The following is a 25657-nucleotide window of genomic DNA, read 5'->3' as shown; positions in this document are numbered from 1 at the left end:
CTGGCAGGAGTGACCTTATGGCCTATACACAGTCGGAACTCGATCGCATCCAGCGTGCGATCGCGAAGGGCGAACTCGAAGTGCAGTATCACGACCGCAAGGTCCGGTATCGATCCATCGGCGAGTTGCGCGAAGCACAGACCGAGATTGTGCGCGCGCTTGATAGCGGGCGCGCGCGTTCGCGGATCGTGCGCATGCGCCATGCCGGCAAGGGGGTGCGATGAACGATACGAGTAACCGCACCTATCCATCGCTGGCCCGGCGCGGCTTTGTCGTGCCAGGACGCCTGAAGGCAGCGTCGTATGAGGCGGCCAGCGCTGCTGGCGCACGTGCGCGGTCCTGGAAGACGCCCAACTGTGGCCCGAATGCGGCGGCGGTGCAGAACCTGCCGCTCATGCGTAGCCGGGCGCGGGATGCGATCCGCAACGATCCGTGGGCGAAGACCGCGATCGCGCGTCTGGTGTCGAACACGATCGGCACCGGCATCCAGCCCCATCCTCAACATCCCGACAGGGAGATCGCGAAGCAGCAGAAGCAGCTTTGGGACGACTGGATAAAGGAAGCGGATGCCGATGGCCGGCTCGACTTTTACGGTCAGCAGACCCTTGCGGCGCGGGCGTTTTTCAGCGATGGCGAGACGCTGTTGCGCCGCCGCTTCCGGTTCGACGATGGCCTGTCCGTTCCGCTGCAGGTGCAGCTCATGGAGGCCGACCAGTTACCGGTCGAGAAGAACGAGACGCGCCCCGACGGCGGAGAAATCGTCAACGGCGTGGAGTTCGACGGCGACGACCGGCGGGTGGCGTATCACCTGTATCGCCGCCACCCTGGCGAATACAACCGGATGAACGCGACGGGCATGGCGACCGTCGCGGTGCCGGCTGACGACATCGCGCATGTTTTCCAGCCGCTACGGCCCGGACAGATTCGCGGCGTGCCGGAACTGGCGACCGTGCTGCTGCGCCTGCACTCGCTCGACAATTTCGATGATGCAGTGCTGTTCCGGCAGGAGGTGAGCAACCTGTTCGCGGGCTTTGTCACGAAGCCGGCGTCGATCCCTTCCGGGCCAGGTGACATCGATCCGATGACCGGTCAGCCGGTGTTGTATGACGCCGACGGCTTCTCGCCGATCGTGTCGCTCGAGCCGGGATCCATGCAGGAACTCGCACCGGGCGAAGACGTCAGGTTTGCAGAGCCGCCAGGGGCGGGGGCCGATTACGGCCCGTTCATGCGGCAGCAACTGATGGCCGCCGCCGCTTCGGTGGGCATGCCCTACGAGATCCTCACGGGCGATCTGCGCGAGGTCAGCGATCGCGTGCTGCGCGTCCTGCTCAACGAGTTTCGCCGCGCCATTGAGCAGCTGCAATGGAACATTTTTATCCACCAGTACTGCAACCGCGTGTGGGCATGGTGGGTCGATGCCTGCGCGTTGTCGGGCGCGATGCCGATGCCGGACTTCCACCGCACGCGCCGTCTCTTCCTGCGCGTGCGCTGGGTGCCGCAGGGCTGGCCGTACATCCACCCGGTGCAGGACGTGAACGCGCAGAAGCTGGCGATCCGCTCGGGGCTGACGAGCCGCTCCGCCTCGATCCTCAAGCAGGGCGAAGACCCCGAACAGGTTGACGGCGAAAACGCCGCCGACAACGCGCGGGCCGATGCGCTTGGCCTGCGTTACGACACCGATCCCCGCTCGCGCGACATCGCAGGGGATATCGCACATTCAAAGGCAGGAACCGTAGATGAAAAACCGTAAGTGGTGGGACATCAGGGCGATGACGAACGCGCAGGGTGCCGCCGTCGCCGAGATCCGGATCTATGACGAGATCGGATTCTGGGGCACCGATGCAAAGACGTTCGTGTCGCAGCTCGACGAGGCTGCGGCGAGTGCGGCGGAGGTCGTTGTCGCGATCAACTCGCCAGGCGGCGATGTGTTCGACGCCTTCGCGATCTACAACGCGTTGCGCCGCTATGCCGGCAAGGTGACTGCCCGCATCGACGGTGTCGCGGCCTCAGCCGCATCGCTCGTCGCGATGGCAGGTGATCGCATCGTCATGCCTGAAAACGCCATGCTCATGATCCATAACCCGTGGACGGTAGCGCTTGGCACGGCAGCAGATCTGCGCGCGACCGCCGATTCGATGGACAAGGCGCGCGACGGCATCCTTGCTGCGTACCGTAACAAGAGCGGCAAGACCGACGAAGAACTGACGGCCATGCTTGACGCGGAAACGTGGATGACGGCCGCCGAAGCGAAAGAGGCCGGTTTTGCCGACGAGATCGAAGCGCCGGTCAAGCTCGCTGCAACTGCACGTGCGGCCGATCTGCTCGCGCGGTTTCAAAGTGCGCCGTCGTCGGTCCAGGCACTCGTCGACGGGACCGACGACGCCACCACAACGGCGGAGACGCCGCCGACCGAACCAACCAACCCAACCGAACCCACCGCGCCGGGCTCGAATCCACCGCCGGCGGACGACCCACCGGCGCCCGCGCCGCAGGATCCGGCTTCGGTGCCGCTGCAGGAAGAGCCAGGCGTGCTGGCCGCGCACGTGTTCAACGCCTGCCGCGCAGCCAACCTGTCCATGTGCGCGGAAAGCATCGTCACGCTCACGGCGCTGAAGGATCGCGCCACGATCGACGCGGCAATCCGGAACGCAACCGACATTGCCGGCCTGTGTCTGGCGGCGAAGCTGCCCGAACTGACCGCGCAGTTTGTGGGCAATGGCCTGAATCCCGACCAGGTGCGCGCGCGTCTGTTCGACCGCGTCACGCAGTCCCAGCCGCGTGTGAACAACCGGCAGCAGCCGGTCCCGCATGACGCCGGCCGATCTGTGAAGGGTACGACGCAGGGTACGACGCCGGGTCCGAAGGCGTCGTCGATCTACGCCGCCCGCAGGGGTGTCGCAAAGTCACTTTGATAACGGCCTGTTCATCTTCAGGCACAGACAGGGAGCAACTGTATGACCACCATCAAAACGCAGGGCACCAACACCCGCGAGTTTCTTCTCTCGGAAGGCGCGGGCCGCATCTCGCGCGAGCAGATCGTCGTCGTCAAGGGCGACGCGCTGCCGGCCGGGCAACTGCTCGGCACGACCGGCACCGGCGAATACGCGCCGTATGACAACACGGCAACCGACGGTTCCGAGATCGCGACCGCAATCCTCTACGGCCCGCTTGCGGCGTCGACGGACCCGCGTCCGGCGGTCGGCATCGTGCGTCTCGCCGAGGTTGCAGAAGCCCGCCTCACGGGGCTCGATGCCGCCGCGCGTAGCGATCTCGCCGCGCACTACGTGATCGTCCGCTAAACCCCGCCGTCGTTCCGACCATGCGGCCGTCGCTAAAGCCGACGGTCGCTTCACATACCCATTTCAGGAGAATCTTATGGCGGATATCGCCCTTCTCAACGACGACGCGTTCTCGCTGTCGTCGCTCAGCGCTGCGATCAACGAGCAGCCGCAGGTGCCCAGCCGGCTCGCTACCCTCGGCCTCTTCGAGGAAGAAGGCATCACGACCACCGTGGTGCAGATCGAGCGCGACGGCGACACGCTCGCGCTCGTGCCGACCGGGCAGCGTGGCGCTTCCGGCGCTGTCGTCGTCGGCAGCAAGCGCAACATGATTCCGTTCAATACGGTGCACCTGCCGCAGCGCGCGACGATCGGCGCCGACGAGATCCAGAACCTGCGCGCATTCGGCTCGGAGACGGAGCTCGAAGCGATCCAGACTGTAATCAATAAGCGCCTCGCCAAGATGCGCCGCCAGCTCGACGCGACGCACGAATTCCACCGGATCGGCGCGGTCAAGGGGCTGATTCTCGATGCCGACGGCAAGTCGGTCGTGGCGGACCTGCTCGATCGCTTCGGCATCCAGCAGACGGTGATCAGTTTCGAACTGGGCAAGGCCGACACCGAGGTGCGCCTCAAGTGTGCGGATCTGCTCGACGCGGTCGAGGATGCGCTGGGCAATACGCCCTTCACCGGCGTGCGTGTGCTGTGCGGCCGTAACTTCTGGAAGCTTCTCATTGCCCATAAGGCGCTGAAGGAGACCTACCTCAATACGGCGATGGCGTCGGCGCTGCGTGGCGACCCGCGCGACACGTTCGAATTCGGCGGCTGCACCTTCGAGCGCTATCGCGGTCGCGTCGGCGACATTGGCTATGTGGCCGACGATGAAGCGTGGGCCGTGCCCGAAGGTGTGCCGGATCTGTTCATTACCCGCTTCGCGCCGGCGGACTACATGGAAACGGTCAACACCAACGGCCTGCCGTACTACGCGAAACAGGAGCTGATGGATTTCGGCAAGGGCGTCGAGCTCGAGGCGCAGTCCAATCCGATCCACCTGTGCACGCGTCCGAAGGCCGTCATCAAGCTGACGGTCTGAGGACACACGTATGGCGTTCCGTGATCTGGTCGCGGATCTCGATGATGCCGTGATCCGCGACCTGGCTGACGACGACATCACCGTCGACGGCGAGCCGCTGCGCGGCATGTTCGCCGCGCCCTGGCTCGGTCCGGATCTCGGGCGGCAGCGCACGCAGCTCGAGCATCCGCAGGTGAGCGTGCGCGATGCGGACGCCGTCGCGATCCGCGAGGGCAGCATCGTGACCGTCGGCGCCGACGAATATGTCGTGTTCGAACTGCAACCCGACGGCACCGGTTGGACCGTGCTGCTGCTAAGACCCCGCTGATGAGTGCCGCCAAGACCCCGTTGATGAGGCCCTGCCGATGGATGCACTGAAGGTCGAGATCGACATCAGGGAAGTGACCGCTGCGCTGCAGGGGCTATCCCCGTCCGCCATGCAGGGCGCGTGGCGTCGCACGCTGCGGAAAACCGCGGCATGGATCAAAAGCCAGACGGGCAAGGAAGTCTCCCGCGGCACGCAGATCCCGCAGAAGGTGATCCGCAGCCGGCTGTACTTCTTCATGCGTTCGGCCGACACCGGCAAGGTGTGGCTCGGGCTGAATCCGGTTGAGGCACACCGGCTGGGCTCGGTGCGCGAAACGAAAAAGGGCATGCGTGCGGGACGATTCGCGTTCGATGGCGCATGGCGGCAGACCAGGGCCAAACCGGACGGGCCGATCTACCAGCGCACCGGCAAGGCCCGCACGCCGTTCGAGGTCGTGACGGTGAACTGGTCGAAGACCGGCGACCCCGCATTCCGTCGTGCAGCGCAGATGTGCGAGGCGCGACTGATGACGATCCTGCGGCAGGAAGTGAACTACGAAATCCAGAAGGCGACAGGAGGACTCCGGCGTGCTTGATAACCTGAAAACGTTGCATGACGCGATGATCGCGGGCCTGCGGGTGGCGCTTCCTGACGTCTCACCGATCGATGCGTATCCGCGCATCGGCCGGAAGATTCCAACGCCCAGCATTGCCGTAGAAATGTCGGAAATGGAACCGGGACATGATCCTGGTACCGGACAGACGTCGCTGATCGGACGCTTCCAGGCGCGGGCGATCTGCGACCCACTGGCGCCACACGCGGATCTCGCGGTGCGCGAGCTGGCCGCGCGCATCGCGTGTGCGGTGCACGCGCAGACGTGGGGTGTGCCGGTGACGCCGGCGCGGCTCGTGCAGATCGGTGACGATCCGTTCAGGCCCGAGCTCGACGCGTATCTCGTCTGGCTTGTCGAGTGGACGCACGAATTCGATCTCGGCGATGTCGCCGCGCCGTTTCCGTCCGCGGGCTCCGCAGTGCTGTGGGGCGTCGATCCGGACACGGGCACCGCGCCTGGCGCAGAGTACGCGGATCCGGCACACGATCCGTCCGAAGGATAGCCACATGAGCGACTACGAGATTGGCGAGATGGATCGCCTGATCGCGAGCATCGTGCAGGCGGGCTATATCGATGACGTCCAGTACGACCCGCCGCGCTGCCGGGTCCGCAACGGCGAGTGGGTCAGTGCGCTGTTGCCGTGGAAGACGTTTGCGGCTGGCCGGGTCAGGACGTGGTGCCCGCCTTCTGTCGGCGAGCAGGCCGTCGTACTCGCGCCGTCGGGCACGCTTGCCGGAGCGTTCGTGCTGGCCGGCTTCTATAGCGACACGCACGGCGGGGCCAACGGCAATGCCGGGAACCTGACGGCGACCGACTGGCCGGACGGTGCGCGCGAGCATTACGACCACGATGCGCACGAATATGTCCTGTCGGTTCCCTCTGGCGGCCGGATCGTTTTCCGCATCGGTGACACGCAGATGGAACTGACTGCGGACGGCATCACGCAGACCGCGCCGAAGCTGCTGGTCGATGCACCGGATTCGACCTTCACCGGCAATAGCACGACACAGAAGCGGCTGACGTACCAGGGCGGCATGACCGGCAGTAACGCAACAGGCGGTCCTGCGTCCGAGATCGACGGTGACGCCAACTTCACCGGGACCGTGAAATCGAAGGGCGTTTCGCTGCCGGATCACCGGCACAGAAGTGGACCTGAAGGCGATCCGACGAGTGATCCGCTGCCCTCATGAACGGATTGATCCCTAGTCACGGGCATGGAGGAAGCCCGCAGTATCTGCCCAGCATATGCCTTTTGCCATGCTGAACGCCTGATGCATGGCGGCATCCCTGAAGTCCGATTCCATGAAGTCGATTTTTGGGAACGGCCTCGCTGCGGCTACGAAGACCCGGACGCAGAACCCGAGTTCCAGCATTTTGTGGCTCATCTGGAAAGTAACGTTAGGCTGCGGCGTATGGCACGTGATCTCCGCCTGCGCGATACCGGCCCGCATGTTAGGGAAGGCGAGATACATTCTTGCGCATGCGTCCAGCGCGGCGGAGTTCTGTTCAAACCCCCGGAAATATTCCTGGACGCTGCTAAACACTGACGTACCCTGATACATCTGCAGGATGACCGCCTGGTCTGCAGCGCTGCGTTCAACCCAGTTCACGTATGCCGCTTCATAGTCGTTCGCGGCATTATCGAAATGTGTTGTGTGGTTCGAGACGACGATCTGGTCGAGCAGATGAAGTGTGCGCGTCTGATATCGCGCCATGGCGACTGTCAGGTCGTCGGTTGCGGCGCGCACCGCATCGAAGTTTCGCGTAATCGCTTCTCTCTCTTTCTGCTGATGATCCAGTCGATGTGTAATCCACGTTCCGAACAGGGTCGAGAGAACGAATCCAAAGGTCACCACGGTCAACGGGTGGCGTCCGACCGGCTCCAGTTTCGACCAGATCGTCTTGCCTGGTGACGTCCTTTTCACCCGGGAAGCATATTTGGCCCTTGACTTGCGGGCCGACAGACGTTTGAACACCCGGTCTCCTCAGTAGTAGTGGAGCGCCGATTATCAAGTGCCGACATCGTTCGCGCCAAGTTACTTTGGCCTCGCCTTCGCGCGAGGCCTTTTTGCTGGAGTTTCGATATGCCGCAAGATGAAGAAAATCCGTTGCCGGCCCGTCTCGCCGTGGCAACCGCAGCCGGCAGGGTGTCCGTCACTTTCCGCGATAAGGCGTTCAAATCGCGCACGCTGGTGCTGGCCGACGGCCGCACGCTCGCCGTCGAGAAGAGCACCGTGACCGCATCGGATCAGGAACAACTCGCTCTGCTCGACCGCCATCCCGACTTCGAACGCGTCGCGGACGGAGCCTGACGATGGGCGCGGGTACGGCGCTGGTCGGCATGGACCGGCAGACAGGCAAACCGGTCACCGGCATCGCGCATCTGAAGCAGAGCATCGGCGACATTCTCTCGACGCGCAAGGGCACGCGGCGCGAGCGGCCCGAGTACGGCTCCGACATTCCCCGCATGGTCGATCTGCCGGTGTCGCGCGGCTGGATTTCTTCCGCGCAGGCGGAAGCGGCCCGCGCGATCGGACGATGGGAGCCGCGCATCAGGGTCTCCCGCGTCACGGTCGCATCGATTGTTGACGGCCGGGTGACGTTTCGTATTCAGGGAATCTATGAGGGCGACGACGTCGTTTTTGAGGTGACCACGTGACAACCATTGATCTGAGTGCGATCGATCCGCCGGATCTGGTCGACACGCTCGACTTCGAGGATATCTACCAGGAGAAGCTCTTGCATTTCAGAAGCATTTATCCCGGCTGGAGCGCGGCGCTCGAGTCGGATCCGGTGGTGAAGCTGATCGAGCTTGCGGCCTATCGTGAGGTGCGGTTTCGCGCGCGGGTGAACGACGCTGCGCGGGCGGTGATGCTGGCATTCTCGACCGGTGCCGATCTCGAGCATCTTGCGGCGCTCCTCGACATCGAACGCGCGACCATCGATCCGGGTGACGCGGATGCGAATCCGCCGGTCGAGCCGACCCTCGAAGGCGACGACCGGCTGAAGCTGCGCACGCAGATGTCGATCGAGCGCTCGACGGTTGCCGGTCCATCCGGCAGCTACGTCGCGCTGGCAATGAATGCTTCCGCGGACGTGCTGGACGTGAAGGTGGATCGTCCGGAGGCGGGCATCGTGCGCCTGACGCTTCTGTCTGCGGTGGGCGATGGCGTGCCTGACCAGGCATTGATTGACACCGTGACGGCGGCGGTCTCGCCCGAGGATGTCCGGCCGCTGAACGACGAAGTGCTGGTGACAGCCGGCGAGCGCGTGGATTTCTCTGTCGAGGCGGACGTCCATGTCGGCAGCGGTCCGGGCGGCGAAGCGGTTTTCGAAGCGCGTCGCGCAGCACTCGACAAGGCCGTCGCCAGTGCCCGCAAGCTGGGTGCCGGCATGTCCCTGTCCGCGATCTACGGTGCGCTGCATCCGCCTGACTCCGGCGTGATCGACGTCGAGCTGCGATCGCCGGCGGCACACGTTCTCTGTACGCCGCGGCAGTTCGCCAACTGCACGTCGATCATGCTCAACATGAAGGTGGACGATGCGTGATGCCCTGCTACCGGCCAACCAGACCCCGCTGGAAACGGCGCTCGCGATCGTCATGGCGCCGAGCGTCGATCCCGAAATCCTGCGCACGCTGTGGGATGCGGACCGGTGTCCCACCGGCTGGCTGCCGTGGCTCGCGTGGGCGCTTGCGGTCGATGGATGGGAGCTGGCCGAATCCGAAGACGCGAAGCGGGCGCTGATCAAGGGCTCGCTCGCACTGCACCGCAGGAAGGGTACGCCGTGGGCGGTGCGGGAGGTGATCCGCCGGCTCGGCTTCGGCGAGGTCGAGCTGGTCGAAGGGCGACTCGCGCGGCGTCGCGACGGATCGATCACGCGCAATGGCGACCACGTACACGGCCGCGCGAACGCGTGGGCCGAATACATCGTGAAGCTTCAGCAGCCGGTCACGCGCGATCAGGCGGACAGCCTGAAGGCCGTGCTCGGGCGCTACGCACCCGCGCGCAGCCTGCTCGCCCTGCTCGACTACACGGCCGTGCCGATCCGCCATAACGGCGTCGCCATGCGCAATGGACAATACAACAGAGGGAGTATCGCCTGATGGCAGACCTTGTGGAAATCGCCCAGTGGGAAGAGGGTGTTTATCAGCTGGAAACGTCGGACCCTGTCATGGGTGGTCCGGACGGAGTCGACAACCGGCAGGCAAAGCAGCTTGCGAACCGTACACGCTATCTGAGGGCGCAGCAGGAAGCGCACGCGGGTGCAGAGAACCCGCACCCGCAATACGCGACGCTCGTCGCCATGCAGGCCGCAATCGCTGCGCTCGTGAATGCCTCGCCGGCCACGCTCGATACGCTGAAGGAGCTGGCCGACGCGCTCGGCGACGACCCCAATTTCGCGACGACGGTGACGAACGCACTCGCGCTGAAGGCCGCACTCGACTCGCCGCTTTTCACCGGCACGCCGCGGGGGCCGACGCCGGCGCAGTTCGACAACAGCACGAAGCTCGCGACTACGGCGTTTCTCAGTCAGTTCGGGCTTCAGTACTCGCCACTTCACTCGGGCCAGGCCACCGTCGCGTCGACGACGATGGACAACAGTTACATCGGTTCGCGAGTGGTTTTCAACAACACAGCCAATCAGGCCGCGACGCTTCCGCCGATCGCCGGATTGCCTAACGGAGCAAGCGTCCATTGCAGCAAGGTCAGTACATCGTCGAGTGGGATCGTCACGATTTCCGCGGCGGGCGCGGACCAGATCGACAGTGGGACAGGGCTGGTCGCGAGCGTGGCGCTTAACCCTGGCGAAGACTGCGTATTTACGGTGCTGTCCGGCGCCTGGGTCATCAGCGGCTCGTTCCTGTTCCGCCGCAATGCGTTCTCGCAGTCGCTTGCCAATAACGGCTACGCGAAGCTGCCCAGCGGATTGATCATCCAGTGGGGCACCAGCACGATCGCAACGCAATCCATGCAGACAGTCACGCTGCCGGTCGCTTACCCCAACGCGTTCATTCTGGCTGCGGGCAACACCGGTACCGTGATCACCCCGAATGCCGCGTCGATCTCGCTGGGTTTCCAGGGGAACGGCAGCAAGACCAGTTTCAACGTGATCGCGGGCACGGCGTCGTCCGGTTCAACGGGTATTTCGTGGATCAGTATCGGGTACTGAGGAACATCATGGGACAGAAATTCGCAGCGTACGACGCGCAGGGCGCCGTCACCGGCTTTTACGACAGCGTCGACAGTCCGGTGCCGGAATCCGTCACGGCGGTCGGGATTACGGCCGCGCTGTGGCAGGAACTGATCAACGGACAGGGTCAGGGCAAGCGCATCGCGCTCGACGCTGACGGCATACCGGCGTTATTTGATCCGCTGCCACCGACGCGTGCACAGCAGGCCGACATGATGCGCGCGAGGCGCGATGCGGCACTCGCGGCAACCGACTGGCTCGTCGCCCGGCATCAGGATGAAAAGCTGATCGGCGACGGCACCACACTCACGGCGGAGCAGTTCACGGCGCTGCTCCGGTATCGCCAGGCGCTGCGGGACCTCGCCGACGCGACCGGCTGGCCGAACGTTGATCTGCCAGAGCCGCCCGATTTCGTGACCTGAGCGCCGCTCCGGCGCGTTGCCGGTCACACGTTCCTTCACCCGAAGCCGCCTGCCCAGGCGGCTTTTTCTTTGGCTGATTTTTTGCCTGATTTTTTTGGCTGAATCTTCCTGATCCCTGGAGACCTTCATGGGTGCAACCTCGTTTTTCCACGGCGTGACCGTGTCGCTGGTCGACACCGGGCCGCGCACCATCGCCGTGCCGAGCTCGTCGATCGTCGGCATGGTCAACACCTACACGCCCGGCCCGGATCGGGCCGCGCCGAATGTGCCGGTGCAGTTGACGAGCTATCGCGAGGCGGTCGCTGCATTCGGCGAAGACAGTGCGATTGCCAAAGCGGCCCGTGCAATCTATGCGCAGAGTACGGCGGTGATTGTCGCCACGGGCGTGGCTGCTGGCGGCGAGCCTGCAGCGCTCACCTCGGCGATCATCGGTGGCGTGAGTGCCGGCGGAGCACGCACCGGGCTGCAGTCGCTGCTCGACGCGAAGTCGAAATACAACGTGCAGCCGCGCCTGCTGCTGACACCTGGCTTCTCGTCGACGCAGGCGGTCGCGACCGCGATGGATTCGCTGGCCGGCAAACTCCGCGCGATCGGCATCATCGACGGACCGAACACCGACGACGAGGCGGCGATCGCCTATGCGCAGAACTTCGGCAGCAAGCGGCTCTATATGGTCGATCCCGGTGCGACGATGTGGGACACGACCGCGAACGCCGACATTGACGCACCGGCTTCGTCGTATGCCGCGGGTCTTTTCTGCCAGACCGACGCAAACATCGGTTTCTGGGCGTCGCCGTCGAACAGGGAGATCACCGATATCACCGGCACGAAGCGGCCGATCGAATTTCTCGACGGCGACGAGACGTGCCGCGCGAACCTGCTCAATAACGCCAGCATCGCGACGATCATCCGCGACGGCGGATACCGCCTGTGGGGTAACCGGACGCTCTCGGCCGATGCCAAATGGAAGTTCGTCACGCGCGTGCGCACGCTCGACATCGTGATGGATGCGGTGCTGGCCGGCCACAAGTGGGCGGTGGACCGCGGCATTACCGCGACCTATGTGAAGGACGTCACCGAGGGGCTGCAGGCGTTCATGCGCGATCTGAAGAACAAGGGCGCGCTGATCAATTTCGAGGTGTATGCGGACCCGGAGCTGAACACCGCGACGCAGCTCGAGGACGGCAAGGTGTACTGGAACATCCGCTTCACCGACGTGCCGCCGGCAGAGAACCCCAACTTCCGCTTCGAGGTCACCAACCAGTGGCTGACCGAAGTGCTCGATACCAATCCCTGATATCAACACCTGAGAGGTGACGCGTGACTCCGGAAACACTTTATAACTTCAACGTGTACAGCGACGGCAAGGGTTTCGCGGGTCGCGCCACGCAGTGCACGCTGCCGAAACTGAAGATCAAGACCGATGACCATCGCGCCGGCGGCATGGACGCACCGGTCAAGGTCGACCTCGGCATGGAGGCGCTCGAGGCCGCGTTCCAGATGTCGACGATGGAGCGCGACGTGCTGAAGTTCTTCGGCCTCGCCGATGCGACCGCATTCAACGGCGTGTTTCGCGGTGCGTTCCGCGACATCAAGGGCGCCACGAAGGCGGTCGCCGCGACGTTTCGCGGAATGCTCTCCGAGGTCGATGGCGGCGACTGGAAACCGGGCGAGAAGGTGGACGCGAAATTCACCGTGTCGCTGACCTACTACAAGCTGGAGATCGACGGCGCGGTCGTGCACGAGATCGACGTGCTCGGCATGGTGCGCATCATCAATGGCGTCGACCAGCTTGCCGAGATCCGCAAGGCGATCGGCATGTGACGACCTGTCGCGCGCGCGACAAAGTAACTTTTTAACCTGAACGGCGGGCCGCGCGGCTCGCCGTTTCTATTTCGAGGCGGCACAGATGGACAGCAATGTGGACAACAACGCGGTGAGCAACGTGGTCAGTAACGTGGTCAGTAGCTTGGTCAGTAACGCGACCGACCGCATCGACAGCGTCACCGTGAAGCTTAACTATCCGGTGGCATTCGACGGCGTCGTGCGCGACACCCTGACGCTGCGGCGTCCGAAGGTGCGCGACATGCGCGCGGCGCAGAACATCGCGCCCGGCGACGAGGAAGGGCAGGAACTGGCGATCTTTGCGGCGCTCGCGGGCGTGTCGCCGAACGACCTGGAGGGCATGGATCTCGGTGACTATCACCGCGTCCAGGATGCCTACTTTCGCCTCACATCCGCTGGCAAGAATCAGCCAGAAAACGCTCAAGGCGCTGGCAAAGCGGCTGCTTAAGGAACACGGCGTGCAACCCGCCTCGATCGACGCGATGACGCTCGATGAGGTGATCTGGTGGCTCACCGACTAGCGGGGAAACCAGATGGGGGAATGTGATGGAGAAATGTGATGGCTAGCGACATTGCACTCGGGATCGTGATCGGCGGCGCCGTCTCGGCGACGTTCGGCCGCGCGATCACCGAGACCAGTTCGCGGATCGTGGGTCTGCGCAAGACCGCGAACGAGACGCGGCTGTGGCAGCGCACGATCGGCGAGACGGTGAAGCTGCAGGACGAATTCCGCCGGCTGCACGCGGCGGGCGACCGTGCAGCGGACGGCATCCGCCGCAAGATTGAATCGAACCTGCGCACGCTGCGCGAGAACGGCATCGAGGTCGACCGGCTCGACCGGGCGTATACGCGCCTGGGTCGCACCGTGCGCGGACTGGAACTGAAGGCAACGGGCCAGGAGCGGATCGCCGCCGGCCGCGAGGGCGCGCGGGGGGCGATCGGCGACGCCGTGAAGTTCTCGGCCGCCGTCGCCGTGCCGGCGACGATCTCGGCGGACTATCAGGCGATCATCCGCGACATCGCGATCAAGGCGGGGATTGCCCGCACCGCGCAGGAAGCGTCGATGGGCGAGCGCATCCGCCGCGACGCGCGCGATAACGGCATTGGCCGCAACGAGCTCGCCGACGCAGTGAACCAGATGGTCGCAGGCGGCATGGAGGTGAGCCGCGCGCTCGACTTTGCACCCCTTGCCGCGAAGTTCGCGATCGGTCAGGGGGCGACCACGGTCGAGACCGCGCGGATGATCCAGGCGCTGCAGCAGAACGCGAAGATTGCCGACCCGAAGCAGATGGGTAAGTCGTTCGAGGCGATCGCGTTTCTCGGCAAGGAAGGCTCGTTCGAGTCGGCGGACATGGCCCGCTGGTTCCCGGTGCTGCTCGCCGAAATGCAGAAGATCGGCATCACCGGGCAGGACTCGGTCACGCAGCTGGGCGCGATGCTGCAGGTGCAGATGAAGACGGCCGGCACCGCGGACGAAGCGGCTAACAATCTGAAAAACTGGTTCTCGAAGATCGGATCCAATGAAACCGCGAACAACTACAAAAAGGCCGGCGTCGACTACGAAGCCAAAATGCGGGAAGCGATCGGCAAGGGCTGGTCGACGCTCGAGGCTTCCTTCGTTCTCGCGCGCGCGTATATCGAGCGTACCGACCCGGCCAGGGCGAAGCAGCTGGCCGACGCCGCAACGCGCATAAACGGCGAGTCCGATCCGGACAAACGCCGTGCGCAGATCGCCGCATTCGAAGACACGATGAAGACGGGTGATCTCTTTAACGACATGCAGGTGAAGGCGGCGCTCACCGCCTACCTGCAGAACGCGGACCTGTACCAGAAACTCAAGCGGGAGTCGTCGCAGGCAAGCGGTGAGATCGCGAAAGACCTGGCTGACCGGCGTGATGCGTCGAAGCAGGTCTGGAGCGAGGTCGGGCAGCAGTGGAACGATGCGATGCGCAGCATCGGCGACGCGTTGCGGCCGGTGACCGATGCGGTCGGGCACGCGGCGAAGACGGCGGGCGAGGGGCTGACGAAGATCACCGACGCCGCGCCCAAAACGACGATGGCGGTTGCCGGCGTCGCGGCCAGTCTCATCGCCTATCGCGGCGCAAAGTCACTTTTCCAGATCGGTCGCGGTGCGCTCGACCTTGCGCGCGGGTCGATTCTCGTTGCGCGAGGCGGCGCACGTGGTGGAGGGGGCGGCAGCGGATCGGGTCCCGTTGGGCGTGCGATCGAGGCGCTCGGTGGCGCTGCGGCGTCGGCCGGCGTGCAGCGCGTGTTTGTCGTCAACATGCCAGGCGGTGGTGGCGCAGGTGGTTTGGGAGGTGCCGCCGGTGCGGTTGCCGACGAGCTGTCTGGAGCCGGGAAAGGTGGCCTGGTTGGGAGTGCGGCTGGTAAAGGCGGGAGGTTTGCCCGTGTCTTCGGCGCGGCCCGTGGCGTGCTCGGTCGCGTGATGCCGTATGCGGGGAAGCTGGCTATGGCGGGCACCGTGCTGAAGCTCGGACTGGCGGCAAACAACGCGTATGCGGTCGCGACCGGCGACGACACGCGCGCGGCAAAGGCGCAGGGCTTCGCGGGCATCGCCGGCAGTCTCGCCGGGGGCGTGCTGGGTGCGAAGGTCGGCGCCATGGTCGGTGCGTTCGGCGGGCCGGTCGGCGCGGCAGTCGGCGGTCTCGCTGGCGGAGCGCTGGGGACGTTCGCCGGCGAGAAGGCGCTTGGGGCGGTCGCGAAACTCGCGTTCTCGCGCAACGACGGCCAGCCGCCGGCGGTGGCCGAAGCGCTCGCGAAGGCAAAGGCGCTTGAAAGAGCGCCGGGGTCAGAGAAGCCCGTTGCAAAGATCGACCAGCAGAACACCTTTGCGCCGGTCTTTCACGTCACGTTCCAGGGCGAGCCGGGCAGCGACGCGGCGGACCGCTTTCTCGCGAAGGTGTCGCCGCAACTGCAGCGCCTGATGAAAGACGAACTGGCGAAGAACAACCGCTCGGCGATGTTCGACAGCCCGCATCTGTAGGAGGCAGTGTGGATTTCACAGGACAGATCACGCAGGCCGCGACGCAGGCGAGCATCGCGACCGAACGCGTGCGCAGCATGAGCCGCGTGTATGAACGCAACCGCGCGGCGAGTGCGAACACGGTGGCGGTGCTGCAGAAGCTCGCCACCGGCAACCTGACAAGCGCCGCCGACCTGTTATCGGGCGCGGGCAGTGCGCTGTCGGTCGCGGGCGATCTGGATCCGAAGGTCGGCACGGTAGTGCGCAGCTTCAACGCGGTGCAGTCGTCGGTCAACAGTGTGCTCAGGATCGCCACCGCATCGAATCATCCGCTGGTGAAATCGGCGGCCGATTCGGTGAACACGGCGCTCGGCGACGTGCGCACGAAGTTCAATGCGTGGGCCGGTATCAGGGAGACGCCGTCGGTTGCATCGCTCGCGACATCGACGGGCGCCGGGGCGCTGCTATCGGGCCTGCTCGGCGGTGCAACGGGCGCCACGCCCCACCTGATGACGCTCACGTCCGATGCTGGCGATACGTTCCACTTCAACCTGTCGACCGCGGCCTTCGACAAACTACGGCGCACGACGAAATACAAGGTGGCCTCGCAGGAGCGCCTGAACCGGCAAGAGGCGCTGCAGGCGGTCAGCCAGGGCGGCGAGACCATCACGCTCTCCGGCGTTGTATTCGCGGCGTCCGGAGCAGGGGCGAAGCAGATCGATGCACTGCGTGCGATCGGCGACAGGATGGTGCCCGTGCAGCTCACGACCGGCTACGGCGACGTGCTCGGCCGCTGGTATCTGCAGGGTGTCGACGAAGAGCAGGAGGCGCTGATGTCGGACGGCGCTCCGCGCAAACAGACCTTCAGCCTGGAGTTCGGCCGCTATGGCGAAGACTATAAGAACCTCTGACGGCGACGTGCTCGACGAGCTCTGCTACGCGTTCTATGGAGCGCTCGCGGGTGTGGTCGAGGCGGTGTATGAGGCGAATCCGGGGCTCGCGGCCCGCGCGCAGCCGTTTGCCGCGGGCATCCTGATCACGCTGCCCGATCTCGACGTGCAGCGCGATGAGCCGGTCCAGCTCTGGACCTAGGAGGAGCGATGCAGGCTATTTTCCAGATCGTTGCGAACGGCGACGACATCACGCGCGTGATCCAGGATCGCGTGCTGCGCATCCGGACGGTGGACAGGCCGGGGCTTGAGTCGGACGAGTGCGAGATCGAGCTCGACGATCGCGACGGCAGGATCCAGTTTCCGCCCAAGGGCGCGACGCTCAGGATTTCGCTCGGCTGGAGCGGCAGGGGCCTGTCGTTCCTGGGCGAGTACGCGGTTGACGAGGTTGCGCTCAAGGGGCCGCCCGCATCCGTCGTGATCCGCGGCAAGCCGGCGAACATGCGGTCCACCGCGAAGACGCACCGGTACGGCAGCTGGGAGAACGTGAAGCTCGCGGACATCGTCGGTGACGTCGCCCGCCGCAACCGGTGGGTGGCTGCGTGCAGTGTCGACGCGCCGGTGCCGCGTGCCGATCAGTTCGGCGAGAGCGATCTGCATTTCATCACGCGTCTTGCGCGGCAGCATGGTGCCACGGCGACGGTGAAGGCGGGCAGGCTGATTGTGGCGGGGCGTGGTGCGGGCCGGAGCGTGAGCGGCAAGCCGCTGCCGACGATCACGCTGACGCCTGACATGCTGCTCGACTACGAGATCACGTTTCCCGATCGCGCGAGCTTCGTCGCGGTGCGCACGAAGGTGCACGACGCGAAGACCGGCAGGAAGATCGATCTGACGATTCCGAATCCGGATGCGCCGCCCGGCGCCTCGGCGGTGCACACCGAGCGGCATGCGTTCGCAAGCCCGGAGGCGGCGAAGGCCGCGGCGAATGCCCGCCTGCAGAAGCTGAATCACCACACCGCGAAAAGCACGATGACGATGACCGGCCGGGCGGACTTCGCGGCCGAGAAGACGGTGACGCTCAAGGGTTTCAAGAAGGAAGCCGACGGCGACTTCCTCGTCGAGTCTGTGACGAACACCTATGCGGGCCGCAGCTGGGAAACGCAGGTCGAGCTGAACGCCGGCAACAAAGGCAAGGCGAAGGTCGGCCACGGGAAAAAGAAGGGCAGGAAGATCAGTCTCGTAGTGCCGGTGCCGCCGCACTGACGCGATTGATACAGGACAGCAACCAGCACGAAAACGAACCGCCCGCACTCGCGCGAGGCGGTTTTTTATTGGACGGACGGGGCCGATGGGTGAACAGCACAACAACGATCTGGCGGTGCAAATCGCACGTTTCGGCGAGCAGCTGCGCAGCGTCGCGGCAAGCCTCGAGGACATCAAGACATCGGTGCAGCCGGTCGCCGCGCTCGATCGGGCGCTCGCGCAGATGTCGATTCACAACCAGAACGCGCGCAAGGACATCGAGCTGCTGTGGGCGCGTGTCGACGAAGGGAAGAAGGAGCGCGATGCGCTCGAAGCGCAGATCGGTGGCGTCGACGACCGGGTGGCGGCGATGAAGAACACGGCGAGGGGCGCGATGTGGGTGCTCGGGATCGTGCTCGGCATCGTCCAGACGTTCCTCGTGGGCTCGATCGTGTGGGTGTTCACCCACATCAACGAAGGCGACATTCTCAACCGGTTGCAGCAGCAGCGCCTCGAGGTGCTGGAACAGACCGTGACGAGAGAAACCAGACAGGGAACGAAGCAATGACACTTGACGAAAAAATCGATGCGCTGATCGGCCGCGAGGGCGGCTACTCGAACAATGCGCTTGACGCCGGGGGCGAGACGATGTGGGGCGTGACCGCTGCTGTCGCACGCGCGTGCGGCTACACCGGTGCGATGCGCGACATGCCGCGCGCGACCGCCGCGCAGATCTATCGCAGCCGCTACTGGCTGCAGCCGAAGTTCGATCTGGTCGACGCGGTCTCGCCGGCGCTCGCGGAGAAGCTGTTCGACATCGGCGTGAACGCCGGGCCGGCGACGGGCGTGCGCTTCCTGCAACGTGCGCTGAACGTGCTGAACCGGAACCAGCGCGCGTTTGCCGATCTCGCCGTCGACGGCGGCATCGGCGCGATGACGGTCGCGGCGCTGAAGGCGTTTCTGGCCGCGCGCGGCGCGGACGGCCATCGGGTGCTGCTGGGCATGGTGACCGCCCAGCAGTCGGTCTACTACATCGAGTGTGCCGAAAAGCGCGTGGAGAACGAGACGTTCGAATACGGCTGGCAGCTCAATCGTGCATTGGGGGTGAGCGCATGATGGATGTCCTGAAAACGGTCGCGCCGTGGCTGGTCACGGCCCTGACGGGCGGGGTGCCCGGTATCGCTGCGATGGCCGCGTCGGCGATCGCGGGGAAGCTCGGACTTGGCGACGGTTCGGTCGATGCAGTCAGGTCCGCACTGACCGGCCAGCAGATGACGCCGGAGCAGTTACTGGCGCTGAAACAGGCCGACGACGACTTCGCGCTGAAAATGCGGCAGGCGGGTTTCACGCATGCGGAGAACATGGCCGGCATCCAGGTGCAGGCAGACAGGGTAGCGGCCGACGATCGCGCGAGTGCACGCAATTTTGCGGCGGCGGAGCACGATCATACGGCGCGCAACCTCGCCTATATGTATACGGTCGCGCTCTTTGCGGTGATTGGCCTCGAGTTCCTGCTCGCGGCCAGAGAGGTCAGGCTCGACGACGGCGTGATGCGCGCGCTCGATACGCTGTTCGGGATTCTGATTGCGATGGTGCTCGGCTCGAAAGAGTATTTCTTCGGCTCGTCGTCGCGCGCGGACAGGCAGGCTGCGGCGATCACGCAGTTCGCGGTGTCACCGGATACCGTTGTCACGAAGGCTGCGTCGACGGATCGTGGATCAACGCCGCAGTCGCCGGCAGGAGCCTAAAGCCGACATCAGAAAGTTACTTTGACCGTGCCGTTTCATCGTAACGCGGCGCAGGAAAAGACAGGGCGACCGGGAGCATGTTAGCGCATGCTCCCGGTCACCTTTCCACTGAACCAGCCAGTGAATTAGCCAAGGCCCTGACACCTACCGGTAGGCGGGGCGAATTCTAACAAATTCCCAAACAAGGCAATCCACATATGGCAACTCCCATCATTCCATGGATCGGCGGCAAGCGCCGCCTCGCAGATCACCTCATTCCGCGGTTTCCTGAGCATGAGTGTTATGTCGAGGTCTTCGCGGGTGGGGCCGCGCTGTACTTCATGCGTCCGCCGGCGAAGGTCGAGGTGATCAACGACATCAACGGCGAACTGGTGAACCTGTACCGCGTCGTGCAGCATCACCTCGAGGAGTTCGTGCGCCAGTTCAAGTGGGCACTTACCAGCCGGCAGGTGTTCAGATGGCTGCAGGACACGATCCCGGAAACGCTCACCGATATCCAGCGTGCGGCCCGCTTTTACTACCTGCAGCAGAACTGCTTCGGCGGGAAGATCGAAGGGCAGTCGTTCGGCACGGCGACGACAGCGCCGCCGGGACTGAATCTCCTGCGGCTCGAGGAGACACTGTCGGCCGCGCACCTGCGCCTGTCCAACACGTTCGTCGAGCGGCTCGACTGGAAGGCGTGTATCGACAAGTACGACCGGCCGCACACGCTGTTCTACCTGGATCCGCCGTACTGGGAGACGGAAGGCTATGGCGTGCCGTTTCCGTTTTCCGAATACGTCGAGATGGCGGCACGCCTGCGATCGCTGAAGGGCAGGGCGATCGTGAGCCTCAATGATCATCCGGACATTCGCCGCGCGTTCGAGGGGTTTCACATCGAGACGGTGGATATCAGGTATACCGTGGGCGGTGGAGGGCGGGAGGCTGCGCGCAAGGAGGTGATCATTTTCAGTTGGGATGACGCGGCGCAACCGGCAGGACTTTTCTAATTTGGAGCGATTGCCGGAGCCTTGTCGCGGTGCAAAGCGGTTCAGGCCGGCTGCACTCAACTGACCTTCGCGCAGGCAAAGCAACTTTGGGCTCGTCATTGGGAGCATGCGGCCCCGAAGCAGACAGAAGACTGAAAACAATGGTCACAAGAGAAAAACCCGTCTGTCGACGGGTTTTTAGCCATCGTCATTCTCACTTTTTCTTGGGCGGAGGCGCCGGTGATTTCTTCGCCTGACTCAAATCGGAGCCGGCCACAGACTTCTGCGCGGGCGTGCTCTTCTTGTTGGACAACTGTTTGCTCGCGAGTGACGCATCTTTCTTTCCCGTAGCCATAAACACCTCACATTAATGGTTGTCATCGCCCTGCGGACTTAATGTAGGATGATTCGTGCAATTTTGGCGAGTATCGTTTACCCGCCGCCACAGATCAACCACGTAGTGAACGAGCAAATGTTCGATCGGGGGCAGCGATGGTTTGTCACGGTTTATGGGGATGCCTGTACTTTTTCATTTCCACCATTCCCACGGCTGTTTTGTCCGCCTTATGCGCAGCGAGCGCCACCTTGGCCGGCGTTGCGTTGACAAAGTCACGTACTTCTAATGCAGCATCGCCTTTACCTCGTCGTTCCAGATCCTCGGCAAGCAACTCTTTAAACAGTGCTACTTCCTCATCCCCATACAGGTTGCGAAATTCACCGATGACCTCGGTGATTGCCCGGGTACGGGTATCGGGTGTGAGCATACTGCTGACGTGTGAACAGCCCCGGGCCAGCTCGAGGAAGTAGATTGCTCGAACAGCAATAGCAGAGGTCATGGCGCCGCCGCGAGATTTTCCTTTGGGCATGGGGTTCACCTCTCTTTTGTAGCTGCGTTGCTCCGTCCGGGCGGTCGCGGCTCTTGCCGTTGATGAACGGAACCTACCACTTTAGCCAATCTAGCACGCGCACCTGAGCGTAAACTTAAGCAATCGGCGAAGCGGGGCCATTCGCTTGAGCTCGTCGTGCAGGAACACCCCCAATAAGCGAGGCATCGTGATTGGAGAATGACCGGTTGCGTAATCAGTGAATGATGTTTGCCGTCGCGCCGGCAGATGCAGTCGTTGGTGGCGGTCGCAGGTCGGCCTGATTCACGACCTGCCTCAAGAAGCCGCTGATGCAACCTGGGGAGGCCGGACTGCTGGCTTGCGCGTGGTGACGTCACTTCCTCGAGACGACGAATGCGCAATCAACGAAGGTATACGCACGACGCTGACCGTAGGCGACGGCCTCCTCGGGACACGTAAATTCAAGTGACTCTGCATGACTTGCAACCACGTTTTCCGGAATGAAGTGAGCTTTCTTATGCACATACCAGGTGACGGTATAGCGTGGCTCGGCACCGTTGAAGGAAAGTGCTGTGGTCTCGTCGACGCGTACGTGTACGCCGAGATCCCGGTATGGTTGGCAGATATGGTCTCGCACTGTCTCCTCCTTAGTCCTGGGGCAGCGAATAAAACGCCCTCTTTGCCATCTGTTCGAGACGTGTATTCGGCTCGCGGTGCGGCGCACGCCGGTTCAATTCATAAGACCTATGGTCTGCGCAGCGCCGGAAAAGCAGGATTGCCGAACTGCACTCGAAGCTGATACGTAATACGAAATGATTAAAGGTGATCGATACTGGCTGGGATGACGGACATCGACGGTACGACTTGTGCAGCGCTTTAATCAAAAACCTTCGCACAAAGCGGCGTCGCCGCTGAAAAATACCCTCCCACGTGGACAGGATAGTTCGCAGGAGTGACATGACGGTATCGTTCATCGTTCTTCGGTTCAAGATGAAGAATTTCCGTTTGTAACGACGCCCAAGGTATTTTTTACGGCACTCTAAAACCGGATGCGCTGCAGGCAATGAGGCGATGGTGCATCATCCGGATCGCGGGCGACGATCGACATTCTAAATTTACAAACCGATAAGTTTCTTACAGCACTGCTGTTGGTTGGCCCAGCGCGGCAACCGGGTGATGTCCCAAAAGTAGGGGCGGCGGTACGGTATCGTTCAATTTGCGAATGTCTGATCGCGCACGGTGGTGCGTCCGAACTGCCGCTACGCTTGTTCCGCCGTACTCTCCGGGTTGGTTTCCGGACGGCGACACTTGATGTGGCGCCACAACAGCGGCGTTTGGTGCAGAAGCGCGCGACGGGCAGCGACTATATAACGGGTTTCATGAATGAAGCCTCGGCCGCCCTGTCGAGATCTAAACTCATTATCTGTAAACGCTCCGGCCGATTGAATCCTTATGTGGCTGCTTGCGACAGTTACGCTGGTACCGTGAACATGGTTAACGAAGACGTCTCCGTGACGCTGATGCCTGCACCACGAATCGAACCCGACCGAATGCGCACCGAGGTGAGCAACGCCAGGACAACTGTCATCCACGCCGCACGCGCCGGTCTGAACGAGCGCTCGATTTTCCATGAGCCCTGGTGGCTGGATATCGCGACCGGGGGCAACTGGAAGCTGGCGTCGGTTCATGAGCGTGGTCAACTGATCGCTGAAATGCCGTACACCGTGACGCGCAAGGGCATCTGGCGCCTCTCGACCTTGCCCCCGCTAACGCGCACGCTTGGTCCCGTGATTCCGGCAGCAAGAGGCACGAGCGACGATGACTGGCGTCATTGCTTCAGTGCGACGCAAGCACTGGTCGAGCAGTTGCCCGGGTGCGCGCTGTTTCACCAGCGGTTCGACCCGCACGTCTCGGATTCCGTGGGATTTGCGTTGCTGGGCTTCGAGGTCGCCGTAAGCTATACGATGCGGATCGAGCCCGGCAGGGCTGAGCCGGAGGTATGGGCCGGACTTCGTCCGAATACCCGCAACCTGATTCGCCGTGCCGGCGAACAGCACACCGTTCATCAGATAGCGGACGCGAACCTGTTCGTCAGTTTCTACGATGCCAATCTGACGCGCCGGAATCGGGACAACGTGTACGGCACTCACGTCATGAAGCAACTCGTCGATGCCTTCATCTCACGGGGATCGGGCATGGTGCTTGGCGCCTACCAGGCGGACGGCAGCCTGTGCTCCGCCATCGCGGTGATATGGGATCAGCACACGATGTATTACCTGCTGTCGTCGAGAAAAGACGACGCGCATGGCGGTGTCATCGGCCTGCTGTTATGGAACGCCATGCGCAATGCCAGGGAAAAAAATCTCACTTTCGACTTCGACGGCATTTCCAATGTCGGCATTCTCAAGTTCCTCAGCGGTTTCGGGGGAACATTGGTTCCCCGGCTCGAGGTCACGCGAGCGAGTGCGGACTATGCCGCGATGCGCGGCATAGTGCATCTGGGGCGATCTGTATCACGTTCGGTAGGCCAGCGTGTACGGCGACAGAAGCGTGGCGAGTGATGACTGTTGCCACAACGCGAATACTGAACCTCGAAACGAGGAAGCGCACGTTGCTCTGATTATCATCACTAGGTCCAGTCGAAGCGGCTCAATCTGCCAAAGCGCAGGGGGTGACGGGAACCTCCAGTTCTTCGCTCGCCAACCCTGGTCAATCAGGAGGTATGGCCCGGGATACGCGCTTATGCGCTGCAGAACATAACGGGTCCGCGTCCATGATTTCTCGAACTGTGTTTCCCGCGCCCGATCCCGACCTGAAAAGCATCACTTGAGTTCGCCTTAAACTTTACGGGACTGGCTATGCTAGAGTTTAGCTACTGCATTGCAGCAATCTTCAAGATGCAGTCTCAGTAGGGCATGGCACTACGCGTAGCCGTCCGTGCACTCTACATACTGGAACTGCTCGGGGCTGCTCTCATATCCGCAGCATGCTCACCCGCGCCACACGGACCTGCGCCATCGTCGAAGTCCTTGGCGAATTCCGCCAATTGAACGGCGATTCGAATTGCCAGTGTTCCAATTTCGGCAAACCGTTCGCAGGATTTACTGCAGAAGCCATGAAGATCCTCGTTGTCGACCGCAAGATACAGGCGGGCCAAACCGTCGCAGAGCAAGTTACGTCTATGGGACACGAGGCAGCAATCGCCTGGACCGCCGCTAACGCGATCGAAGCGGCCGCCGAATGGATACCCGACGCCGCGCTCCTCGATATCGGACTGGGCGAGGATGACGCCCATGAGGTATGCCGCACCCTGCGTAGCAACCCGGACTTATCTCGCTGCAAAATCATTGCACTGTCGGACACATCGACTCTTGATTTCCTGGCCCTCAGCCTATTTGACGCAATTCTGGAAAAGCCTGTAGACGCGCCCACGCTCGTCAGTCTTCTTGGCTGCGGATCCAATGACAGTTCCAGCGACGGATGAGGCATGCGCTTGCCATCGGGTATCCGTATGTTTGACGAACGTCCGAAGGCGACCACAATGCGACCGCTACAGCGCTTTAACCGTTGATCACTGCCTGACTTGACCTACTGGACCTCCACGAAACACGAGGCGACTTCCCGGGGGCTTTTTAAGTTTGCAATCAGACAAGGGAATTAGATCGATTTTCGGCTTAAAAATAATGGGGATCTTTATGACTGATGCCGTCGAAACCAGGATTGCGTTGTGTAGGCAGTGTAAAACTGAAATTCCAATCGGCGCAAAAATTTGCTCCACGTGCAATTCATATCAAGACTGGCGCAGTTTTATTCAATTTTCCAACACTGCCCTCGCACTGATTATTGCGCTGATATCTGTGGCAGGGATTTCTGGCCCCGTGCTTTACAAAATCGTCCACACGCCACGTTCGGAGGCTTCGATAACTATGCCGTCCGTCGATGGGACGACACTTAGCAGGCTGCTGAAATACAGTCCGACAGAAGCAGCCTTTCTGCACTTACGCGGCTCTCGCCACAAGGTTTATCGCATTGTGCAATTTCAACGTGAATTCCACGCTTGTTCGGCAGTTTGAGGCCAATTTCTGGCTTCATTGCCGCGTTTTTCGCTGCTACAGACGGACTTGTGTCAGTGAGCGCATGCGCACGAGGTTGTAGGCAGCCATGTTCAACACGAACATCTGGTCCACTTTCTTCAACCCGCGCACCACCACCTGGCGCATGCGCCCCACGGTCTTGGCCCACCCGAAGCCT

General features: G+C 62.9%; 32 protein-coding genes and 1 pseudogene. 29 read left to right on the top strand and 4 right to left on the bottom strand.

Features of this window, described 5'->3' with window-relative positions; translation table 11 throughout:
• Window positions 1–17 precede the first annotated feature (17 nt).
• The 9 genes from BUE39_RS30240 (at window position 18) to BUE39_RS30200 (ending at window position 6460) form a co-directional block, all read left to right on the top strand.
• Window positions 18–224, top strand: a complete 207-nt coding sequence (locus tag BUE39_RS30240) for a phage head-tail joining protein (protein ID WP_073432334.1) — start codon at window positions 18–20, stop codon at window positions 222–224.
• Window positions 221–1750, top strand: coding sequence for a phage portal protein (locus BUE39_RS30235; protein WP_073432333.1), 1530 nt, complete (start codon window positions 221–223; stop codon window positions 1748–1750). The genes BUE39_RS30240 and BUE39_RS30235 overlap by 4 nt, the downstream gene beginning before the upstream one ends.
• Window positions 1737–2912 carry a head maturation protease, ClpP-related gene (locus BUE39_RS30230; RefSeq protein ID WP_073432332.1) on the top strand — a complete coding sequence of 392 codons (1176 nt, stop codon included), beginning with the start codon at window positions 1737–1739 and terminating at the stop codon, window positions 2910–2912. Before BUE39_RS30235 ends, BUE39_RS30230 begins: the two co-directional genes overlap by 14 nt.
• 42 nt (window positions 2913–2954) lie before the next feature.
• Window positions 2955–3299, top strand: a complete 345-nt coding sequence (locus BUE39_RS30225) for a head decoration protein (RefSeq protein ID WP_073432331.1) — start codon at window positions 2955–2957, stop codon at window positions 3297–3299.
• A gap of 76 nt (window positions 3300–3375) precedes the next feature.
• Window positions 3376–4371, top strand: a complete 996-nt coding sequence (locus BUE39_RS30220; RefSeq protein ID WP_073432330.1) for a major capsid protein — start codon at window positions 3376–3378, stop codon at window positions 4369–4371.
• 10 nt (window positions 4372–4381) lie between these two features.
• Window positions 4382–4678, top strand: coding sequence for a head-tail joining protein (locus tag BUE39_RS30215; RefSeq protein ID WP_073432329.1), 297 nt, complete (start codon window positions 4382–4384; stop codon window positions 4676–4678).
• 37 nt (window positions 4679–4715) lie between these two features.
• Window positions 4716–5252: a phage tail protein gene (locus tag BUE39_RS30210; RefSeq protein WP_073432328.1), complete on the top strand. Its 537-nt coding sequence runs from the start codon at window positions 4716–4718 to the stop codon at window positions 5250–5252.
• On the top strand, window positions 5245–5772 hold the full coding sequence (locus tag BUE39_RS30205; protein WP_073432327.1) for a hypothetical protein: 528 nt from the start codon (window positions 5245–5247) through the stop codon (window positions 5770–5772). Before BUE39_RS30210 ends, BUE39_RS30205 begins: the two co-directional genes overlap by 8 nt.
• Window positions 5773–5776: 4 nt before the next feature.
• Window positions 5777–6460, top strand: a complete 684-nt coding sequence (locus BUE39_RS30200; RefSeq protein WP_073432326.1) for a phage baseplate assembly protein V — start codon at window positions 5777–5779, stop codon at window positions 6458–6460.
• A gap of 12 nt (window positions 6461–6472) precedes the next feature.
• Here the strand turns inward: BUE39_RS30200 and BUE39_RS30195 are convergent, their stop codons facing one another.
• On the bottom strand, window positions 6473–7246 hold the full coding sequence (locus BUE39_RS30195; protein ID WP_143032024.1) for a hypothetical protein: 774 nt from the start codon (window positions 7244–7246) through the stop codon (window positions 6473–6475).
• 108 nt (window positions 7247–7354) lie between these two features.
• On the opposite strand from BUE39_RS30195, the gene BUE39_RS30190 reads away from it, so the two are divergent.
• The 17 genes from BUE39_RS30190 to BUE39_RS30110 all read left to right on the top strand — a co-directional run bounded on the left by BUE39_RS30190 (window position 7355) and on the right by BUE39_RS30110 (window position 20582).
• The gene (locus BUE39_RS30190) at window positions 7355–7582 is read left to right on the top strand and encodes a hypothetical protein (RefSeq protein ID WP_200799528.1); all 228 of its coding nucleotides are present in this window, start codon (window positions 7355–7357) and stop codon (window positions 7580–7582) included.
• A gap of 2 nt (window positions 7583–7584) precedes the next feature.
• The gene (locus tag BUE39_RS30185; RefSeq protein ID WP_073432324.1) at window positions 7585–7929 is read left to right on the top strand and encodes a GPW/gp25 family protein; all 345 of its coding nucleotides are present in this window, start codon (window positions 7585–7587) and stop codon (window positions 7927–7929) included.
• Entirely contained in the window at window positions 7926–8819 is an 894-nt protein-coding gene (locus tag BUE39_RS30180; protein ID WP_073432323.1) for a baseplate assembly protein, read from the top strand. Before BUE39_RS30185 ends, BUE39_RS30180 begins: the two co-directional genes overlap by 4 nt.
• Entirely contained in the window at window positions 8812–9375 is a 564-nt protein-coding gene (locus BUE39_RS30175; RefSeq protein ID WP_073432322.1) for a phage tail protein I, read from the top strand. The genes BUE39_RS30180 and BUE39_RS30175 overlap by 8 nt, the downstream gene beginning before the upstream one ends.
• Window positions 9375–10442, top strand: a complete 1068-nt coding sequence (locus BUE39_RS30170) for a gp53-like domain-containing protein (RefSeq protein WP_090518866.1) — start codon at window positions 9375–9377, stop codon at window positions 10440–10442. Before BUE39_RS30175 ends, BUE39_RS30170 begins: the two co-directional genes overlap by 1 nt.
• Entirely contained in the window at window positions 10421–10885 is a 465-nt protein-coding gene (locus tag BUE39_RS30165; RefSeq protein ID WP_235005001.1) for a phage tail assembly chaperone, read from the top strand. The genes BUE39_RS30170 and BUE39_RS30165 overlap by 22 nt, the downstream gene beginning before the upstream one ends.
• Window positions 10886–11012: 127 nt before the next feature.
• Complete coding sequence (locus BUE39_RS30160; protein WP_073432319.1) at window positions 11013–12182, top strand: phage tail sheath subtilisin-like domain-containing protein; 1170 nt, start codon at window positions 11013–11015, stop codon at window positions 12180–12182.
• Between the two features lie 23 nt (window positions 12183–12205).
• On the top strand, window positions 12206–12709 hold the full coding sequence (locus BUE39_RS30155; RefSeq protein ID WP_073432318.1) for a phage major tail tube protein: 504 nt from the start codon (window positions 12206–12208) through the stop codon (window positions 12707–12709).
• A gap of 85 nt (window positions 12710–12794) precedes the next feature.
• On the top strand, window positions 12795–13178 hold the full coding sequence (locus BUE39_RS30150) for a phage tail assembly protein (RefSeq protein ID WP_084561520.1): 384 nt from the start codon (window positions 12795–12797) through the stop codon (window positions 13176–13178).
• A 111-nt stretch (window positions 13179–13289) separates the two neighbouring features.
• The gene (locus tag BUE39_RS30145; RefSeq protein WP_073432317.1) at window positions 13290–15734 is read left to right on the top strand and encodes a phage tail tape measure protein; all 2445 of its coding nucleotides are present in this window, start codon (window positions 13290–13292) and stop codon (window positions 15732–15734) included.
• 8 nt (window positions 15735–15742) lie between these two features.
• Window positions 15743–16624 (top strand): phage tail protein, encoded by an 882-nt coding sequence (locus BUE39_RS30140; RefSeq protein WP_073432316.1) that lies wholly within the window; start codon window positions 15743–15745, stop codon window positions 16622–16624.
• On the top strand, window positions 16599–16805 hold the full coding sequence (locus BUE39_RS30135; RefSeq protein WP_073432315.1) for a tail protein X: 207 nt from the start codon (window positions 16599–16601) through the stop codon (window positions 16803–16805). Before BUE39_RS30140 ends, BUE39_RS30135 begins: the two co-directional genes overlap by 26 nt.
• An 8-nt stretch (window positions 16806–16813) precedes the next feature.
• Complete coding sequence (locus BUE39_RS30130; RefSeq protein WP_073432314.1) at window positions 16814–17866, top strand: phage late control D family protein; 1053 nt, start codon at window positions 16814–16816, stop codon at window positions 17864–17866.
• Between the two features lie 85 nt (window positions 17867–17951).
• Window positions 17952–18413, top strand: coding sequence for a hypothetical protein (locus BUE39_RS30125; RefSeq protein ID WP_073432313.1), 462 nt, complete (start codon window positions 17952–17954; stop codon window positions 18411–18413).
• A complete protein-coding gene (locus BUE39_RS30120; RefSeq protein WP_073432312.1) occupies window positions 18410–18961 on the top strand; it encodes a glycoside hydrolase family 108 protein in 552 nt (183 codons plus the stop codon). The genes BUE39_RS30125 and BUE39_RS30120 overlap by 4 nt, the downstream gene beginning before the upstream one ends.
• Complete coding sequence (locus tag BUE39_RS30115; protein ID WP_073432311.1) at window positions 18958–19593, top strand: hypothetical protein; 636 nt, start codon at window positions 18958–18960, stop codon at window positions 19591–19593. Before BUE39_RS30120 ends, BUE39_RS30115 begins: the two co-directional genes overlap by 4 nt.
• A gap of 197 nt (window positions 19594–19790) precedes the next feature.
• On the top strand, window positions 19791–20582 hold the full coding sequence (locus BUE39_RS30110; protein WP_073432310.1) for a DNA adenine methylase: 792 nt from the start codon (window positions 19791–19793) through the stop codon (window positions 20580–20582).
• 479 nt (window positions 20583–21061) lie between these two features.
• Here the strand turns inward: BUE39_RS30110 and BUE39_RS33900 are convergent, their stop codons facing one another.
• Window positions 21062–21427 carry a hypothetical protein gene (locus BUE39_RS33900; protein ID WP_235005000.1) on the bottom strand — a complete coding sequence of 122 codons (366 nt, stop codon included), beginning with the start codon at window positions 21425–21427 and terminating at the stop codon, window positions 21062–21064.
• Window positions 21428–21779: 352 nt separating this feature from the next.
• A complete protein-coding gene (locus tag BUE39_RS34995; RefSeq protein ID WP_143032023.1) occupies window positions 21780–22043 on the bottom strand; it encodes a hypothetical protein in 264 nt (87 codons plus the stop codon).
• Window positions 22044–22785: 742 nt separating this feature from the next.
• On the opposite strand from BUE39_RS34995, the gene BUE39_RS30100 reads away from it, so the two are divergent.
• From BUE39_RS30100 to BUE39_RS34560, 3 genes are all read left to right on the top strand, one after another.
• Entirely contained in the window at window positions 22786–23967 is a 1182-nt protein-coding gene (locus tag BUE39_RS30100) for a GNAT family N-acetyltransferase (RefSeq protein WP_235004999.1), read from the top strand.
• Window positions 23968–24392: 425 nt separating this feature from the next.
• Window positions 24393–24890, top strand: a complete 498-nt coding sequence (locus tag BUE39_RS30095) for a response regulator (RefSeq protein ID WP_073432308.1) — start codon at window positions 24393–24395, stop codon at window positions 24888–24890.
• Between the two features lie 211 nt (window positions 24891–25101).
• The gene (locus tag BUE39_RS34560) at window positions 25102–25479 is read left to right on the top strand and encodes a hypothetical protein (RefSeq protein WP_143032021.1); all 378 of its coding nucleotides are present in this window, start codon (window positions 25102–25104) and stop codon (window positions 25477–25479) included.
• Between the two features lie 36 nt (window positions 25480–25515).
• Here the strand turns inward: BUE39_RS34560 and BUE39_RS34555 are convergent.
• Window positions 25516–25657, bottom strand: a pseudogene (locus BUE39_RS34555) (IS5/IS1182 family transposase); the annotation flags it as partial.

It is taken from the genome of Paraburkholderia terricola (assembly GCF_900142195.1).
GTDB lineage: Bacteria > Pseudomonadota > Gammaproteobacteria > Burkholderiales > Burkholderiaceae > Paraburkholderia > Paraburkholderia terricola.
The sequence above is the reverse complement of the archived record's forward strand: the minus strand, read 5'-3'. Positions and strand labels throughout refer to the sequence as shown.